The organism is Amycolatopsis sp. NBC_01488, from assembly GCF_036227105.1.
GTDB lineage: Bacteria > Actinomycetota > Actinomycetes > Mycobacteriales > Pseudonocardiaceae > Amycolatopsis.
Map to the genome: position 1 here is coordinate 5,883,549 of NZ_CP109434.1, position 15,011 is coordinate 5,898,559.

Annotated in this window: 14 protein-coding genes; 11 read left to right on the plus strand and 3 right to left on the minus strand. The window is 71.7% G+C overall.

What is annotated here, in order from left to right:
* The first annotated feature begins 23 nt into the window (after positions 1 to 23).
* From OG738_RS27930 to OG738_RS27945, 4 genes are all read left to right on the plus strand, one after another.
* The gene (locus tag OG738_RS27930; RefSeq protein ID WP_329045293.1) at positions 24 to 1,355 is read left to right on the plus strand and encodes an aminotransferase-like domain-containing protein; all 1,332 of its coding nucleotides are present in this window, start codon (positions 24 to 26) and stop codon (positions 1,353 to 1,355) included.
* A 216-nt stretch (positions 1,356 to 1,571) separates the two neighbouring features.
* The gene (locus tag OG738_RS27935; RefSeq protein WP_329045295.1) at positions 1,572 to 2,732 is read left to right on the plus strand and encodes an acyltransferase; all 1,161 of its coding nucleotides are present in this window, start codon (positions 1,572 to 1,574) and stop codon (positions 2,730 to 2,732) included.
* An 89-nt stretch (positions 2,733 to 2,821) separates the two neighbouring features.
* Positions 2,822 to 4,522, plus strand: coding sequence for a CTP synthase (locus tag OG738_RS27940; protein ID WP_329045297.1), 1,701 nt, complete (start codon positions 2,822 to 2,824; stop codon positions 4,520 to 4,522).
* Positions 4,519 to 5,148 carry an NUDIX hydrolase gene (locus OG738_RS27945; protein ID WP_329045298.1) on the plus strand — a complete coding sequence of 210 codons (630 nt, stop codon included), beginning with the start codon at positions 4,519 to 4,521 and terminating at the stop codon, positions 5,146 to 5,148. Before OG738_RS27940 ends, OG738_RS27945 begins: the two co-directional genes overlap by 4 nt.
* 21 nt (positions 5,149 to 5,169) lie before the next feature.
* Here OG738_RS27945 and OG738_RS27950 read toward each other — a convergent pair whose 3' ends face one another.
* The gene (locus OG738_RS27950) at positions 5,170 to 5,706 is read right to left on the minus strand and encodes a DUF1707 domain-containing protein (RefSeq protein WP_329045300.1); all 537 of its coding nucleotides are present in this window, start codon (positions 5,704 to 5,706) and stop codon (positions 5,170 to 5,172) included.
* Between the two features lie 79 nt (positions 5,707 to 5,785).
* Here OG738_RS27950 and xerD point away from each other — a divergent pair, with 79 nt between their 5' ends.
* From xerD to OG738_RS27980, 6 genes are all read left to right on the plus strand, one after another.
* Positions 5,786 to 6,718, plus strand: coding sequence for a site-specific tyrosine recombinase XerD (gene xerD, locus OG738_RS27955; protein WP_329045302.1), 933 nt, complete (start codon positions 5,786 to 5,788; stop codon positions 6,716 to 6,718).
* Between the two features lie 147 nt (positions 6,719 to 6,865).
* On the plus strand, positions 6,866 to 7,837 hold the full coding sequence (locus tag OG738_RS27960; protein ID WP_329045304.1) for a ParA family protein: 972 nt from the start codon (positions 6,866 to 6,868) through the stop codon (positions 7,835 to 7,837).
* Entirely contained in the window at positions 7,834 to 8,250 is a 417-nt protein-coding gene (locus OG738_RS27965) for a cobyrinic acid a,c-diamide synthase (protein WP_329045306.1), read from the plus strand. The genes OG738_RS27960 and OG738_RS27965 overlap by 4 nt, the downstream gene beginning before the upstream one ends.
* Positions 8,250 to 9,164 (plus strand): segregation and condensation protein A, encoded by a 915-nt coding sequence (locus tag OG738_RS27970; RefSeq protein ID WP_329045308.1) that lies wholly within the window; start codon positions 8,250 to 8,252, stop codon positions 9,162 to 9,164. Before OG738_RS27965 ends, OG738_RS27970 begins: the two co-directional genes overlap by 1 nt.
* A 437-nt stretch (positions 9,165 to 9,601) precedes the next feature.
* A complete protein-coding gene (scpB, locus tag OG738_RS27975; RefSeq protein ID WP_442875958.1) occupies positions 9,602 to 10,303 on the plus strand; it encodes an SMC-Scp complex subunit ScpB in 702 nt (233 codons plus the stop codon).
* On the plus strand, positions 10,290 to 11,042 hold the full coding sequence (locus OG738_RS27980; protein WP_329045310.1) for a pseudouridine synthase: 753 nt from the start codon (positions 10,290 to 10,292) through the stop codon (positions 11,040 to 11,042). The genes scpB and OG738_RS27980 overlap by 14 nt, the downstream gene beginning before the upstream one ends.
* A gap of 58 nt (positions 11,043 to 11,100) precedes the next feature.
* On the opposite strand, the gene OG738_RS27985 is transcribed toward OG738_RS27980, so the two are convergent.
* Complete coding sequence (locus OG738_RS27985; RefSeq protein WP_329045311.1) at positions 11,101 to 11,913, minus strand: SAM-dependent methyltransferase; 813 nt, start codon at positions 11,911 to 11,913, stop codon at positions 11,101 to 11,103.
* A 66-nt stretch (positions 11,914 to 11,979) separates the two neighbouring features.
* Between OG738_RS27985 and OG738_RS27990 the strand changes: the two genes are divergently transcribed.
* Complete coding sequence (locus OG738_RS27990; RefSeq protein ID WP_329045313.1) at positions 11,980 to 13,821, plus strand: Xaa-Pro dipeptidyl-peptidase; 1,842 nt, start codon at positions 11,980 to 11,982, stop codon at positions 13,819 to 13,821.
* Here OG738_RS27990 and OG738_RS27995 read toward each other — a convergent pair.
* The gene (locus OG738_RS27995) at positions 13,818 to 15,011 is read right to left on the minus strand and encodes a cation:proton antiporter (RefSeq protein WP_329045314.1); all 1,194 of its coding nucleotides are present in this window, start codon (positions 15,009 to 15,011) and stop codon (positions 13,818 to 13,820) included. The genes OG738_RS27990 and OG738_RS27995 overlap by 4 nt on opposite strands.

Below are 15,011 nucleotides of genomic sequence, written 5' to 3' on the forward strand. Positions count from 1 at the left end.
ATTGTCCTGCCTACAATCGCGGCGTGCGGGTGCCGAAGTACAAGGGCGTCGTGGACGCGTTCACGGCGAAGATCCGGGGCGGCCGGTGGCCGGCCGGAACGCGGCTGCCCACCCACCGGCGGCTCGCGGCCGACGAGGGCATCGCCGTCGTGACGGCCTCCCGCGTCTACGCCGAGCTGGCAGCGATGGGCCTGGTCAGCTGCGAGCAGGGGCGGGGCACGTTCGTCCGGGACCTCGCCGCCGGTGACGGCGTCGACGAGCGGGCGGTCGCGGCCGACGCCGTCGACCTCAGCTTCAACTCGCCTTCGATCCCCGGCCAGGCCGATCTGCTGCGCGAGGCACTGCGGGACCTCGCCACGGCCGGGGACCTCGACGCGCTGCTGCGCTACCAGCCGCACCGCGGACGCGCCGACGACCGCGCCGCCGTCGCCCGGCACCTGCGAAGGCGCGGGCTCGACGTCGGCCGCGAACGCGTGCTGATCGTCGACGGCGCCCAGCACGGCCTGGCGGTGACGGCGATGGCGCTGCTGCGGCCCGGCGACGTCGTCGCGGTCGACGCCCTCACCTACCCGGGCTTCCGGGTGCTCGCGCGCACGCTCGGGCTCGACCTCGCGCCGCTGCCGGTGACCGCCGAGGGTCCCGATCTCGACGCCCTCGACCGGCTGTGCCGACGGCGCCGGGTGCGCGCGGTGTACGCGATGCCGACCCTGCACAACCCGCTGGGCTGGGTGCTCTCCGCCGGGCAGCGCGCGCGGCTCGTGGAGATCGCCCGGCAGCACGGGCTGACGATCATCGAGGACGCTTCGTACGCCTACCTCGCCGAGGAGGCGCCGCCGCCGCTGGCGATGCTCGCGCCCGAAACGACCGTCTACGTTTCGGGACTGTCCAAGAGCGTCGCGACCGGGTTGCGCGTCGGGTTCGTCGCCGCGCCGCCCGGTCTCGTCGCCGGGCTCGAGACCGCGATCCGGTCCACGACGTGGAACACGCCCGCCCTGACCGCGGCCCTCGCGCGCCGCTGGCTCGACGACGGTACCGTGGCCCGCTTGGAGGTCCGCAAGCGCGAAGACGCGCGAGGGCGCCAGGCGCTCGCTTCGGAGGTGCTGGCCGGGCTTCCGTGGATCGGGCACCCGTCGTCGTACTTCCGGTGGCTGCCGCTCGCCCCCGACTCCCGGCCGGACCGCATCGTCGCGGCGCTGGCCCGGCGGCGGGTGGCGGTCGCCACGGCCGAGCCGTTCGCGACGACCCCGGCCGTCCCGCAGGCGCTGCGGCCGGCGCTCGGTTCGGTGGGACACGCCGAACTCCGTGCCGCTCTCGAAGCGGTCCGGCAGGAGGTCGAAGGGGATGTTTTCCGCTGATCACGGCCGGATGACGAAGGTCACGCTCGGTGCCGGAAGGCTCACGCGTTAACATGGTCGCCGGCTCCCCGCTCCCTGAGCGGACGTGGCATTTCCAACAGCCCGCGGAGGCCCGGCCAACAGGCGCTTCCCAGTGCCTTCATGGGAAGTTCACAGAATGGGTGGCAAGTCTGACAACGTGAACCACGCCGACGACGGTGCCGGAATGGCGGCACGATGACGACTGCCCAGGCCACTCTCGAGGCGCCGTCCCGGATCGCGAGACCGGGTGGGAAAGCGCCGTACCTGCACCAGATCGACCTGTTCCGGCTGGTCACGTTCGCCTGCGTCATCCTCATCCACGTGGTGGGTGCGACGAACTTCGCGCAGGACGTCGGCGCCAACGCCGTCGAGACCCCGCTGCACTTCACGCGGGAGGCGTTCTTCGCGCTGACCGGGTTCGTGCTGGTGTTCCAGAACCGCGGCCGGGAGATCACCCCGGCCGACTTCTGGCGCCGCCGGCTGCCGCTGGTCGCGACGCCGTACCTGGCCTGGTCGATGTTCTTCTGGGCGTTCTCGCTGGTCACCGGCACGCAGCAGCCGGCATCGCTCGAAGCGTCGATGCGCCTGCTGCTCAAGGACCTCGCCACCGGCGGCGCCTGGTACCACCTGTACTTCCTGCTCGTGACGATGCAGGTCTACCTGCTGTTCCCGTGGATCATGAAGCTGCTGCGGGCGACCGAGGGCAAGCACAAGTGGCTGCTGCTGGGCAGCGGGGCGCTGCAGGTCGGCGTGACGCTCTTCATGACGTACCAGCCGTTCGGCGTCAGCTACGAGACGATCACCCACCTGTACGCCACGTTGCTGCCGTACCAGTTCTACACGCTGTTCGGCGCCGTGGTGGCCATGCACTTCGAGGCCGTGCACGCCTGGGTCGGCCGGCACCGGCTGCTGCTCGGCGGCGCGCTCGTGGCGGTGCTGGCCGGCACCGAGTGGTACTACCTCCGGACCGTCCACAGTGGAACGTTCCCGCAGGTGACCAGCGACCCGTTCCAGCCCTACCTCATCCCGTGGTGCGTGACCGTGATCGCGGCGATCTACGCCTTCACGACGTGGTGGGCCGCGCGGCGCAGGGAGGGCGGCCGGGGTGCCCGGCTGGTCTCGTGGGCGGCGAACCGGTCGTTCAGCATCTTCCTGGTCCACCCGCTCGCGCTGGCGTTCCTCGGCCCGGTGATCCCGCACGTGGCGGAGCGCTTCGGCGCGCCCTGGCTGAGCGTGATCATCTACGTGGCCACGCTCGCGCTGACGATCGTCATCGTCGAGGCGCTGCGGCGCCTCCCGGGCAGTCGCGCGCTCACCGGACGGCCGCGCCTGCGGCTCGCCAAGGCCGCCGCCTGAGTCACCCCGCCGGGTGGTCAAGAGCACAAAAGACACTTCGGGCATGTCCCGGCGCGCGGTTCCGCGGTCTTCGGATATGCTGGCGGCCCGTGGGACTTCAGTCGCGGGCTACCAAGTACGTATTTGTCACCGGAGGCGTCGCCTCCTCTCTGGGTAAGGGACTCACGGCTTCCAGCCTGGGACAACTCCTTACCGCGCGCGGGCTTCGCGTCACGATGCAGAAGCTCGATCCGTACCTCAACGTCGACCCCGGGACGATGAACCCGTTCCAGCACGGTGAGGTGTTCGTCACCGACGACGGCGCCGAGACCGACCTCGACATCGGGCACTACGAGCGCTTCCTCGACCGCGACCTCGACGGCAAGGCCAACGTCACGACCGGCCAGGTCTACTCCGAGGTGATCGCCAAGGAGCGCCGCGGCGAGTACCTCGGCGACACCGTGCAGGTCATTCCGCACATCACCGACGAGATCAAGTCCCGGATCACCGCGGCCGCCGAGCCCGACGAGGCCGGCCAGACGCCGGACGTCGTGATCACCGAGGTCGGCGGCACGGTCGGCGACATCGAGTCCCTGCCGTTCCTGGAGGCCTGCCGCCAGGTCCGCCACGACGTCGGCCGCGACCACTGCTTCTTCCTGCACGTCTCGCTGGTGCCGTACCTGGCGCCGTCGGGCGAGCTCAAGACGAAGCCGACCCAGCACTCGGTCGCCGCGCTGCGCAACATCGGCATCCAGCCCGACGCGCTGGTCTGCCGGGCCGACCGCGAGATCCCCGAGGACCTCAAGCGCAAGATCGGCCTGATGTGCGACGTCGACACCGAGGCCGTCATCGCCTGCCCGGACGCGCGGTCGATCTACGACATCCCGAAGGTGCTGCACGGCGAGGCGCTCGACGCCTACGTCGTCCGCCGCCTCGGGCTGCCGTTCCGCGACGTCGACTGGACGGTGTGGGGCGACCTGCTCGACCGGGTGCACAACCCGAGCGAGATCGTGCGGATCGCGGTCGTCGGCAAGTACATCGACCTGCCGGACGCCTACCTGTCGGTCACCGAGGCCCTGCGTGCGGGCGGGTTCGCCCACCGCGCCAAGGTCGAGATCGTCTGGGTCGCCTCCGACGACGCGCAGACCGCGTCCGGCGCCGCGTCCGTGCTGTCCGATGTGGACGGTGTGCTGATCCCGGGCGGGTTCGGCATCCGCGGCATCGAGGGCAAGGTCGGCGCGATCGAGTACGCCCGCACCCGCGGCGTCCCGCTGCTCGGCCTGTGCCTCGGCCTGCAGTGCATGGTCATCGAGGGCGCCCGGCACCTGGCCGGCATCACCGACGCCGGCTCGTCGGAGTTCGACGAGAACACCCAGCACCCGGTGATCTCGACGATGGCCGACCAGCGCGACGTCGTCGCGGGGGAGCGCGACATGGGCGGCACCATGCGCCTGGGCGCCTACCCGGCGAAGCTCAAGCCGGGTTCGCAGGTCGCGAAGGCGTACGGCACCACCGAGGTGTCCGAGCGCCACCGGCACCGCTACGAGGTCAACAACGCCTACCGCAAGCAGCTCTCGGACGCGGGCCTGGTGTTCTCCGGCACGTCGCCGGACGACCGCCTGGTCGAGTTCGTCGAGCTGCCGGCCGAGGTGCACCCGTTCTTCGTCGGCACCCAGGCGCACCCCGAGCTCAAGAGCCGCCCGACTCGGCCGCACCCGCTCTTCAGCGCGTTCGTCAAGGCCGTCGTGGACCGCAAGGTCGCCGAGCGGCTGCCGGTCGAGCTGCCCGAAGCCCCGGTGGCGGCCCGATGACCGCGCCGGGCGAGCACGAGTTCAGCGTCGCCTCCAGCCGGGATGTCCACATCGGACGCGTCGTCGGTCTGCGGATCGACGAGGTCGTGATGCCGGACGGCAACACCGCGACCCGCGAGGTGATCGAGCACCTCGGCGCGGTGGCGATCGTCGCCTTGGACGACGACCAGCAGGTCACGCTCATCCACCAGTACCGGCACCCGATCGGGCACCGGCTGTGGGAGCTGCCCGCCGGCCTGATCGACCACCTCGGCGAGGACCCGGTCGGCACGGCCAAGCGCGAGCTGGTCGAGGAGGTCGGGCTGGCCGCCGCGGACTGGGTGACCCTGGTCGACGTCGCGGCGTCGCCCGGCTTCACCGACGAGGTCGTGCGGGTCTTCCTGGCCCGCGGACTGTCCGATGTGGACCGCGACGTGCTCGGCGAGGAGGAGGCGGACCTCGTCATCCGCAAGTTCCCGCTCGCCGAGGCCGTCCGGATGGCCCTGGCGGGCGAGCTGATCAACGGCGCGACGGTGTCCGGCGTGCTGGCCGCGCACGCGGTCGTCACCGGCGGCGCCGAGGCGCGCCCGGCAGACGCGCCGTGGGAGGACCGCCCGACGGCGTTCGCCAAGCGCAAGGAAGCCTGAGCCGCTCCGCTGCGTCCCGGTTCAGGGGCGCAGCGGACGGCCCTGGGCATCCAGGCCGCCGTTGTTCAGGAGCATGATGCCGTCGACGATCGGCCAGATCATGCCGACCCCGGTCATCAGGACGACGAACAGCTGCAGCAGGCCCAGCCCGATCTGGCCGGTGTAGAACCGGCCGGCGCCGAACGGCAGCACGATCTGGAGCACCCCGGCCACGGTCTTGGACCGGTAGGAGTAGGGGACCGGCGCGTACGGCACCGGGGCCGGCGGCGCGTACGGGTCCGGCATCGGCGGGGCGTACATCGGCAGCTGCATCGTCGGCTGCGCGTACATCGTCGGCTGCGCGTACATCGGCGGCGGCGGGCCGAAGAAGCCCGGGTGCGGCTGCGGCAGGTCGCGGAACAGCGGCCGCAGGTCGCCCAGCGTCGTCGCCGCGTAGGCGTCCGTCACCCGCGTCTCGTACTCGTCCGGCGTGATGCGGCCCATGCCGAAGTGGTCGGCCAGCAGCCTCGCCGCTTCCTCCCGCTCGGCCGTGCCGATGCGGAGCTCGTCCGACTCCATGAAATCCACGGTAACCGCGTCCAGCTGAGAACGGGGTTTCTGCCGGGTCACGGCCCCCGGGCGGCCTAAGGTGTCCGGCGTGGCCTCCAGCCCGCACAGCACGGCCGGCGCGATCGCCGCGTACCTCGACCACCTGGTCGTCGAACGCGGAACCGCGCGCAACACCCTGGACAGCTACGCCCGTGACCTGCGCCGGTACGCCGCGCACCTCGACGGCGTCGGCATCGCCAAGATCGCCGACGTCACCGCCGCGCACGTCACCTCCTTCGGTGCCGCTCTTCGTGAAGGCGACGACGAGCACCGGCCGCTGGCCGCGTCGTCGGCCGCGCGGGCGCTGGTCGCCGTGCGGGGCCTGCACAAGTTCGCCCACGCCGAGGGGCTCACCGAGCACAACCCGGCCCGCGAGGTCCGGCCGCCGACGCCGGCGAAGCGGCTGCCCAAGGCGTTGCCCGTCGACGACGTCCTGCGGCTGCTCGAGACCCCGCCGCCGGACGGCGAACGCCCCCTGCGCGACCGGGCGCTGCTGGAAGTGCTCTACTCCACCGGCGCCCGGATCTCCGAAGCCGTCGGGCTGGACGTCGACGACGTCGACGACACCGAACGCACCGTCCTGCTCGACGGCAAGGGCGGCAAGCAGCGCATCGTCCCGATCGGGCGGCCGGCGCTCGCCGCGCTGCACGCCTACACGGTCCGCGCGCGCCCGGCGCTCGCCGCCCACGGCCGCGGCACCGCGGCGCTGTTCCTCAACGCCCGCGGCAGCCGGCTTTCGCGGCAGAGCGCGTGGCAGGTCCTCAAGGACACCGCCGAACGGGCGGGGATCGTCGCCGCGGTCTCGCCGCACACCCTGCGCCACTCCTTCGCCACGCACCTGCTCGAAGGCGGCGCGGACGTCCGGGTCGTCCAGGAACTGCTCGGCCACGCTTCGGTGACGACGACGCAGGTGTACACGCTGGTCACGGTCAACACCCTGCGCGAGGTGTACGCGACGGCGCACCCCCGGGCACTGGGCTAGACGGCCCTATAGAGGGTCGACAGCCTTCATACGCTGGACCGACGGTCGAGTGACATTGCCCCACCGAGTCCGGCGCGTTGCTTTGCCGGGGGTTCGGCTCCGCGCATAGGCTGCGGCGGACGCTGACGAACAAGGAGCTTTCCCGCCATGTCGACACCGAACCAGCCGGCCCACCCGGCCGAGTCCGCCGGGTCGGCGGCGGCGAACCTCAGCCAGGTCACCATCGCCACGCCCGCGATCCACGACGGCGACGAACCGCAGGAGCGCAACGGCAAGAAGGTCAGGCTCGAGGGCATCGGGCCGACCGGCCGCCCGATCCGCGAGCACCCCGATCCGGCGCCGCTGGAGCAGCACGGCCCGGCCAAGATCATGGCGATGTGCAACCAGAAGGGCGGCGTCGGCAAGACGACGTCGACCATCAACCTGGGCGCCGCGCTCGCCGAGTACGGCCGCAAGGTGCTGCTCGTCGACTTCGACCCGCAGGGCGCCCTCGCCGTCGGGCTCGGCATCCAGCCGCACGAGCTCGACCACACGGTCTACAACGCCATCATGGAGCGGTCGGTCAGCGCCACCGACGTGCTGATGAAAACCCGCGTCGACGGCGTTGACCTGCTGCCGAGCAACATCGACCTGTCCGCGGCGGAGGTCCAGCTCGTCGCCGAGGTAGGGCGCGAGCACACGTTGTTACGGGTCCTGCGTCCGGTCATGAACGACTACGACTATGTTCTTGTCGACTGCCAGCCCTCGCTCGGCTTGCTCACGGTGAACGCGCTGACCGCTGCGGACGGCGTGATCATCCCGCTGGAGTGCGAGTTCTTCAGTCTGCGAGGCGTCGCCCTCCTGATCGACACCATCGAGAAGGTCCAGGAACGCCTCAACCCCAAACTGGACATAGTCGGGATTCTCGCCACCATGTACGACCCGAGAACCCTGCATTCGAAGGAGGTCATGGCTCGCGTGGTGGAGGCATTCGGCGAGACCGTGTTCGACACGGTCATCAACCGCACCGTGCGGTTCCCCGAGACGACGGTCGCGGGTGAGCCGATCACGACCTGGGCGCCCAAGTCGGCCGGCGCGGCGGCGTACCGTCAGCTGGCCCGCGAGGTGATCGCTCGGTGAGCAGGCGCGCCTCCCTGCCCGGAGCGTCGGAACTCTTCAGGATCACGACCAGCACCGCCAGCCCCGCCCTCGACCTCCCACCCCAGGCGCCGCCGCCCGCGCCCGCCGAACCCGTCGAGCCCACGGGCAACGGCCGGACCGAACAGCTCGCCCGCAGCGCGGCCCCGCACGGGTCCGGCCGGACCAAGCACGACGCGAAGATCACCGTGTACGTCTCCGGCGACGAGCTCGTCGCCATGGAGCAGGCCCGGCTGACGTTGCGCGCGAAGCACGACCTGGTCGTCGACCGCGGCCGGCTGGTCCGCGAGGCGGTCGCCGTGCTGCTGGCCGACTTCGACCAGAACGGCGAAGAGTCGGTGCTGGTGCAGCGGCTGCGGGTGGTCGGCTCAGACGGCGGCGAAACCGAGGGCTGATGGACGAGCCGGCACCGGTCCCGGCACCGGCTCCGGAGGACCTGGTTCCCGAAGAGCACCAGACGGTGCACGGCGGGATGATCCCCGAAGGCGTCAACACCGAGGAACTGAGCACGTCGAAGTTCAAGGTGCGGCTGGCCAACTTCGAGGGACCGTTCGACCTGCTGCTGCAGCTGATCTCGCAGCACCAGCTCGACGTCACCGAGGTGGCGCTGCACCGGGTCACCGACGACTTCATCGCGTACACGCGGGCGCTGGGCACCGACTGGAACCTCGACGAGACGACGGAGTTCCTGGTCATCGCGGCAACGCTCCTGGATTTGAAGGCAGCACGCCTGCTGCCCGCGGCCGAGGTCGAGAGCGAGGACGACCTGGCGCTGCTCGAAGCACGTGACCTGCTGTTCGCGCGCGTGCTGCAGTACCGCGCGTACAAGCAGGTGGCAGCCCTGTTCGGCGAGCTGGAGCAGGGCGCGCTGCGGCGCTACCCGCGATCGGTGGCGCTGGAGGACCGGTTCGTCGGGCTGCTGCCCGAGGTCATGCTGGGCGTGACGCCGGAGAAGTTCGCGGAGATCGCGGTGGCGGTCTTCCGGCCGAAGCCGCCGCCGACGGTGTCGATCGCCCACATCCACATGGGCCGCATCTCGGTGCGCGAGCACGCGGCGGTGCTGCGGGTGATGCTGGCGGAACGCGGGCAGGCGACGTTCGGCGAGCTGGTCGACGACTGCGAGCACACGGTCGAGATCGTGGCGCGCTTCCTGGCGCTGCTGGAGCTCTACCGCGAGGCGACGGTCCAGTTCGAGCAGACCGAGGCACTGGCGGAGCTGCACGTCCGCTGGACGGGCGGCTCGAAGGAAGAGGCCTCCGCGGCGGCCGAGCTGGACCGCATCGCCGGAGACGAAGAGGAGTACGGGTGAGCCCCGAAGAAAACGACCGGGTGGAAGCACCGCAACCGCCGGTGCCGCCGGTGGGCGAGCCGGCCGAGGTGCCGTCCGCCGGGGTCGAGGCACCGGAACCGCCTGCGGGTGAGCCTGCCGAGGGCGCGGCGGAGCTGGCTCTCGAAGAGGCGCTGTCCGGCGAGCCGGTCACCGAGGACGGCGAGCCGGTGGTCGAGGAGGCCACTGCCGAGGCGGCCGAAGCCGCGGCCGCCGACGAAGCTTCGGTCGAGGTGGCTGCCGAGCCTGAGGTCGGTGGCGCTGCCGCTGTTGAGCCGGCTGATGTCCCCGGGTCGGCGGCTGATGCTGCCGCCGAGCCGGCTGAGGTGGCTGCCGAGCCTGAGGTCGATGGCGCTGCCGCTGTTGAGCCGGCCGAAGCGCCCGGGTCGGAGGCTGATGCTGCCGCCGAGCCGGCTGAGGTGGCTGCCGAGCCTGAGGTCGATGGCGCTGCCGCTGTTGAGCCGGCCGAAGCCCCCGAGTCGGAGGCCGAGGTCGCCGCCGAGCCGGTCGACCTCGACCCCGCTGATCCCGAGTCCGACCTCGTCGCCGCGGGCGATGCCGACTCGCTGCCCGACGTCACCTCCGACGAGGCCCTCGAAGCCGCCCTCGAGGCCCTTCTCCTCGTCGTCGACTCGCCCGCCAGTGAGGAACTCCTCGCCGAAACCGTCGGGCAGCCCAAGGCGCGGATCGTCGTCGCGCTCCGGACCATGGCGCAGAAGTTCACCGACCGCTCCTCCGGGATCGACCTGCGGCGCGTCGGCGAAGGGTGGCGGTTCTACACTAGGGACGTCTACGCCCCGTTCGTGGAGAAGCTCCTGCTGGACGGCCAGCGGTCGAAGCTGACCCGGGCCGCGCTGGAGAGCCTCGCCGTGATCGCGTACCGGCAGCCGGTGACCCGTGCGCGGGTCGCCGCGGTGCGCGGCGTGAACGTGGACGGCGTGATCCGGACGCTCCTCGCGCGCGGCCTCATCGAAGAGATGGGGACCGACCCCGAGACGACCGGCACGCTGTACGTGACGACCGAGCTGTTCCTGGAGCGACTGGGGCTGTCGTCACTGAACGACCTGCCCGCCATCGCTCCGTTGCTACCCGAAGTGGACACCATCGATGACATCCAGTGAACACCCCGACGGCATCCGCCTGCAGAAGGTGCTGTCGCAGGCCGGGGTCGCCTCCCGGCGTGCGGCGGAGGACCTGATCGCGGCCGGCCGGGTCGAGGTGAACGGCGAGGTCGTCACCGAGCTGGGCCGCCGGGTGCACCCGGACGAGGCGATCATCCACGTCGACGGCACCCGCGTGAACCTGCGCGACGACCTGATCTACCTCGCCCTGAACAAGCCCAAGGGCGTGCACTCGACCATGTCGGACGACCGCGGCCGCCCGTGCGTCGGCGACTACCTGGCCGGCCGCTACGAGGAGACCCCCGGCGTCGTGCACGTCGGGCGGCTCGACGAGAACACCGAGGGCCTGCTGCTGCTCACCAACGACGGCGACCTCGGGCACCGGCTGATGCACCCGTCCTACCGGGTGCTCAAGACCTACCTCGCCGAGGTCGACGGCCTCGTGCCGCGCGGCCTGGGCAAGGAACTGCGCAACGGCTGGGAGCTGCCGGACGGCATCGTCAAGGTCGACCAGTTCCGGGTCAAGGACATGCACTCCGGCAAGTCGCTGGTGGAGCTGGTCATCCACGAGGGCAAGAAGCACATCGTGCGCCGCCTGCTCAAGGACACCGGGCACCCGGTGCTCAAGCTGGTCCGCACCGCGGTCGGCGACGTCCAGCTCGGCAACCAGCGCGTCGGCTCGATCCGGCGGCTGACGAAGACCGAGGTCGGCGCGCTCTACCGCAACGTCGAGCTCTGACGCCGCTCTTTGGGGGTCCGGGTGGCGAAGCCCCCGGCCTGGGGCGAAGCCCCGGTTGTCAGAGCACGGCGGTGACGAACCCGTCCGGGGTCTGCTCGTCCTGGCGGCCGTACCCCGCCGCCAGCTCCGAGCGGGTGACTGTGGCGGGCTCCCAGCCGTGCTCGCGCAGCCACTGCGGGGCCCGGTCGCCGAGGCCGCCCTTCCGCAGGCGCGTGACGTGCTCACCGCCCGGGGCCGCCTTGGCGCGCGCCAGCAGGCTATCCGGCGCGTCGCCCGGCCGGTGTTCGAACGACACCCGGCTACCCGGCGCGGACAGCTCGCCCACGGTGGTCAGCAGCCGGGAAGCCTCCTCGTACGACAGGTAGATCAACAGCCCCTCGGCCAGCCACGCCGTCGGCACGGCGGGGTCGAACCCGGCTTCGCGCAGCGGCGCGGCCCAATCCTCCCGTAGGTCCGCGCGCACGACGATCCGCGCGCACGCCGGTGTGGCGCCCTGCGTGGCGAGCACGTCGTCCTTGAACGCCAGCACATCCGGTAGGTCCAGCTCGAACAGCCGGGTGCCCGGCGGCCAGGCCAGCCGGAACGCCCGCGCGTCGAGCCCGGCCGCGAGGAGCACGACCTGCGCGCAGCCGGCGTCGAGCAGGTAGTCGTCGAAGAACCGGGTCCGGATGGCGACCTGCGGGTAGATCAGGGCGCCCAGGCCCGCCTGCGCGCTGCCGCGTTCCAGGCCGGGGAGGGCCGAGCGGCCCGCCGCGAAGAACGCGGCCGCGTAGGGGTCGTCGAACAGGCGGTCCGGGCGGCTGCTTTCGTAGGCGCGCAACGCGGCGACGCCGACAGCCGTGCGGCTCACTGCGGGCAGGGACTCCGTCACGGGGCCACCGTACGCCCGACTTTCCGCCGTGGCGGTGGTGATCCCCGGCTCGCTAGCGTGACGGGCATGCGACTCGGGGTGGTGTGCGGGGTCCTCGCGGTGCTCGTGGCCGGCACGGTGGCGCCGGCCGCCGCGGCGCCCGCGGCGAGCGAGCCGGTCTACGACTACGCGAAGGCGGTCCGTGAAACCGTCTGGGTCGACATCGGCCACGACGGCGACGGCGACGGCAAGCCCGACCGCGTCGCCGCCGACATCGTCCGGCCGAGCGAGCTGACCTCGGGCGTGCCGGTGATCATGGACGCCAGCCCGTACTACTCGTGCTGCGGGCGCGGCAACGAGAGCGAGCTCAAGTCGTACGACAGCGCCGGGAAGCCGGTGAAGTTCCCCCTGTTCTACGACAATTACTTCGTGCCGCGCGGGTACGCCGTGGTGCTCGTCGACCTGGTCGGGACGAACCGGTCCGCCGGCTGCGCGGACGTCGGCGGCGCTTCGGACGTCGACTCGGCGCGCAAGGTCGTCGACTGGCTGAACGGGCGCGCCACCGGGTACAGCGCGAAGACCGGCGGGAGCGCGGTGACCGCGGGCTGGAGCTCCGGGAACGTCGGCATGATCGGGAAGTCCTACGACGGCACGATCGCCAACGGCGTCGCGGCGACCGGTGTCGCGGGGCTGAAGACGATCGTGCCGATCTCGGCGATCAGCTCCTGGTACGACTACTACCGCTCCGACGGCGCGACGTTCGGCTTCAACCCGGACGGGCTGGCGCAGACCGTCGAAGCAGGCAACAGCGGGCAGAACTGCTCCGCGCAGAACCAGGTCCTCAAGCAGGGCGCGACGGCCAACGGCGACTACGGGCCGCAGTGGGCGGACCGGGACTACGCCGCGCACGCGGGCACCGTGCGCGCGAGCGTGCTGCTGTCGCACGGCGTCAACGACCTGAACGTCAAGACGATCAACTTCGGCCAGTGGTGGAGCGGGCTGAACGTCGAGAAGAAGATCTGGCTGTCGCAGACCGGGCACGTCGACCCGTTCGACTACCGGCGCGCCGACTGGGTCGACCTGCTGCACCGGTGGTTCGACCACTACCTGCTGGGCCTCGACAACGGCGTCCAGAACGGGCCGCAGGCCAGCGTCGAGCGGCAGCCGGACCAGTGGGCCGACCAGAGTGCCTACCCGGCCGCCGGCGCGGTGGCCACGACCTTGCGGCCGCACACCTCCGGTTCGCTCGGCACCGCGACGGCGTCGGGGACGGCGTCGTTCACCGACAACCCGAACGCCGGCGAGGACACCTGGGTGACGAACCCGGGCAGCGCGGCGCTGACCTACTCGACCGGCACGCTGGCCTCGGACCTGCAGGTGTCCGGGACGACGTCGATCACGGTGACGGCGACGCCGAGCACGGCGTCGGCCCGGCTTTCCGCGCTGCTGGTGGACCTCGGCGCGGCGACGATCCGCAACTTCGCCGGCAGCGGCGAAGGGGTCAAGACGGGGACCACGGAGAACTGCTGGGGCTCGTCGGCGCCGGGTGACGATGCCTGCTACAAGATCACGTCGGCGGACGTGAAGAAGGTCGGCTACACGATCCTCAGCCGCGGCTGGGCGGACCTGGCGAACTACGCTTCCCTTGCGCAGGAACGGGTTCTGACGCCGGGGACGGCGTACACGATGACGTTCCGGCTGGCCTCGACCGACCACGTCGTGCCGAAGGGGCACGCGCTGGCGTTGATCATCGGCGGCACGGACGGGAGCTTCATCCGCGGCCCGGCCCAGCCGGGGCGGGTCACGCTGGAGCTGGCCCGGACGTCGGCGTCGGTCCCGCTGGTGGGCATCCCGCAGGCCGCGACGACCCACCCGGCCCCGGCCGGCGGCGCGTTCGTGCCGTCGGCGGGCCGGGCGGACCTGCGCTAGCTCGCTTCGGCCGCCGCGGTCTGGGTGGCCGTCTTCCGGTGCAGCGCGCGGGCGATCGGCTCCACCACCCGCGCCGCCGTCGGGCCGAGGATCGCCATCAGCAGCACGTACGCCGTCGCCAACGCGGCCAGTTCGCCGTCCACCGCGCCCGCCGTCACCGCCAGGCCCGCGATGACGATCGAGAACTCGCCCCGGGCCACCAACGCCGCTCCGGCGCGGGCCCGGCCCATCTTCCCGATGCCCTGCCGCCGCGCCGCCCACCAGCCGGTGCCGACCTTCGTCAGCGTCGTCACCACCGCGAGCACGATCGCCCAGCCGAGCACCGGCGGGATCGACGCCGGGTTCGTGTTGAGCCCGAACACCACGAAGAACACCGCCGCGAACAGGTCCCGCAGCGGTTCGAGCAGGTGCGTCGCGTTCTCCGCCGTCGAGCCCGAGATCGCGATGCCGAGCAGGAACGCGCCGACCGCGGCCGACACCTGCATCGCCGAGGCCAGCCCGGCCACCAGCAGCGCCGCGCCGAGGACCTTGAGCAGGAACACTTCGCGGTCCGGGCTGTCGACGGCGGCCGAGACGTACCGGCCGAACTTCAGGGCGATCACCAGGACCACGGTGATCACCAGCAGCGAGATCCCGACGGCCTCCAGGCCGCCGAGGAACGAGACGCCGCCCAGCACCGCCGTGAGGATCGGCAGGTAGAGCGCCATCACCAGGTCCTCGAACACGAGGATCGACAGCACCACCGGCGTCTCGCGGTTGCCGAGCCGGCCGAGGTCGCCGAGGACCTTCGCGACGATGCCGGACGACGAGATGTACGTGACGCCCGCCAGCACCATCGCGCCGACCGGGCCCCAGCCCAGCAGCAGCGCGACGGCCGCGCCGGGGGCGGCGTTGAGGACGATGTCGAGCAGGCCCGCCGTCCACGAGCGGCGCAGCCCGGTGAACAGCTCGGCCGCGGAGTACTCCAGGCCGAGCAGCAGGAGCAGCAGCACGACGCCGATTTCGCCGGCGAGGTGGGTGAAGCCGCCGATGTCGGTCAGCGGGATCAGCCCGCCGGAGCCGAAGCAGAGGCCGCCGAGCAGGTAGAGCGGGATGGGGGAGAGGCCGATCTTCCCGGCCAGGCGTCCGAGCGCGCCCAGCACGAAGAAGACCGCCCCCAGTTCGATCAGGGACAGCGCGGTGTGGTCCAT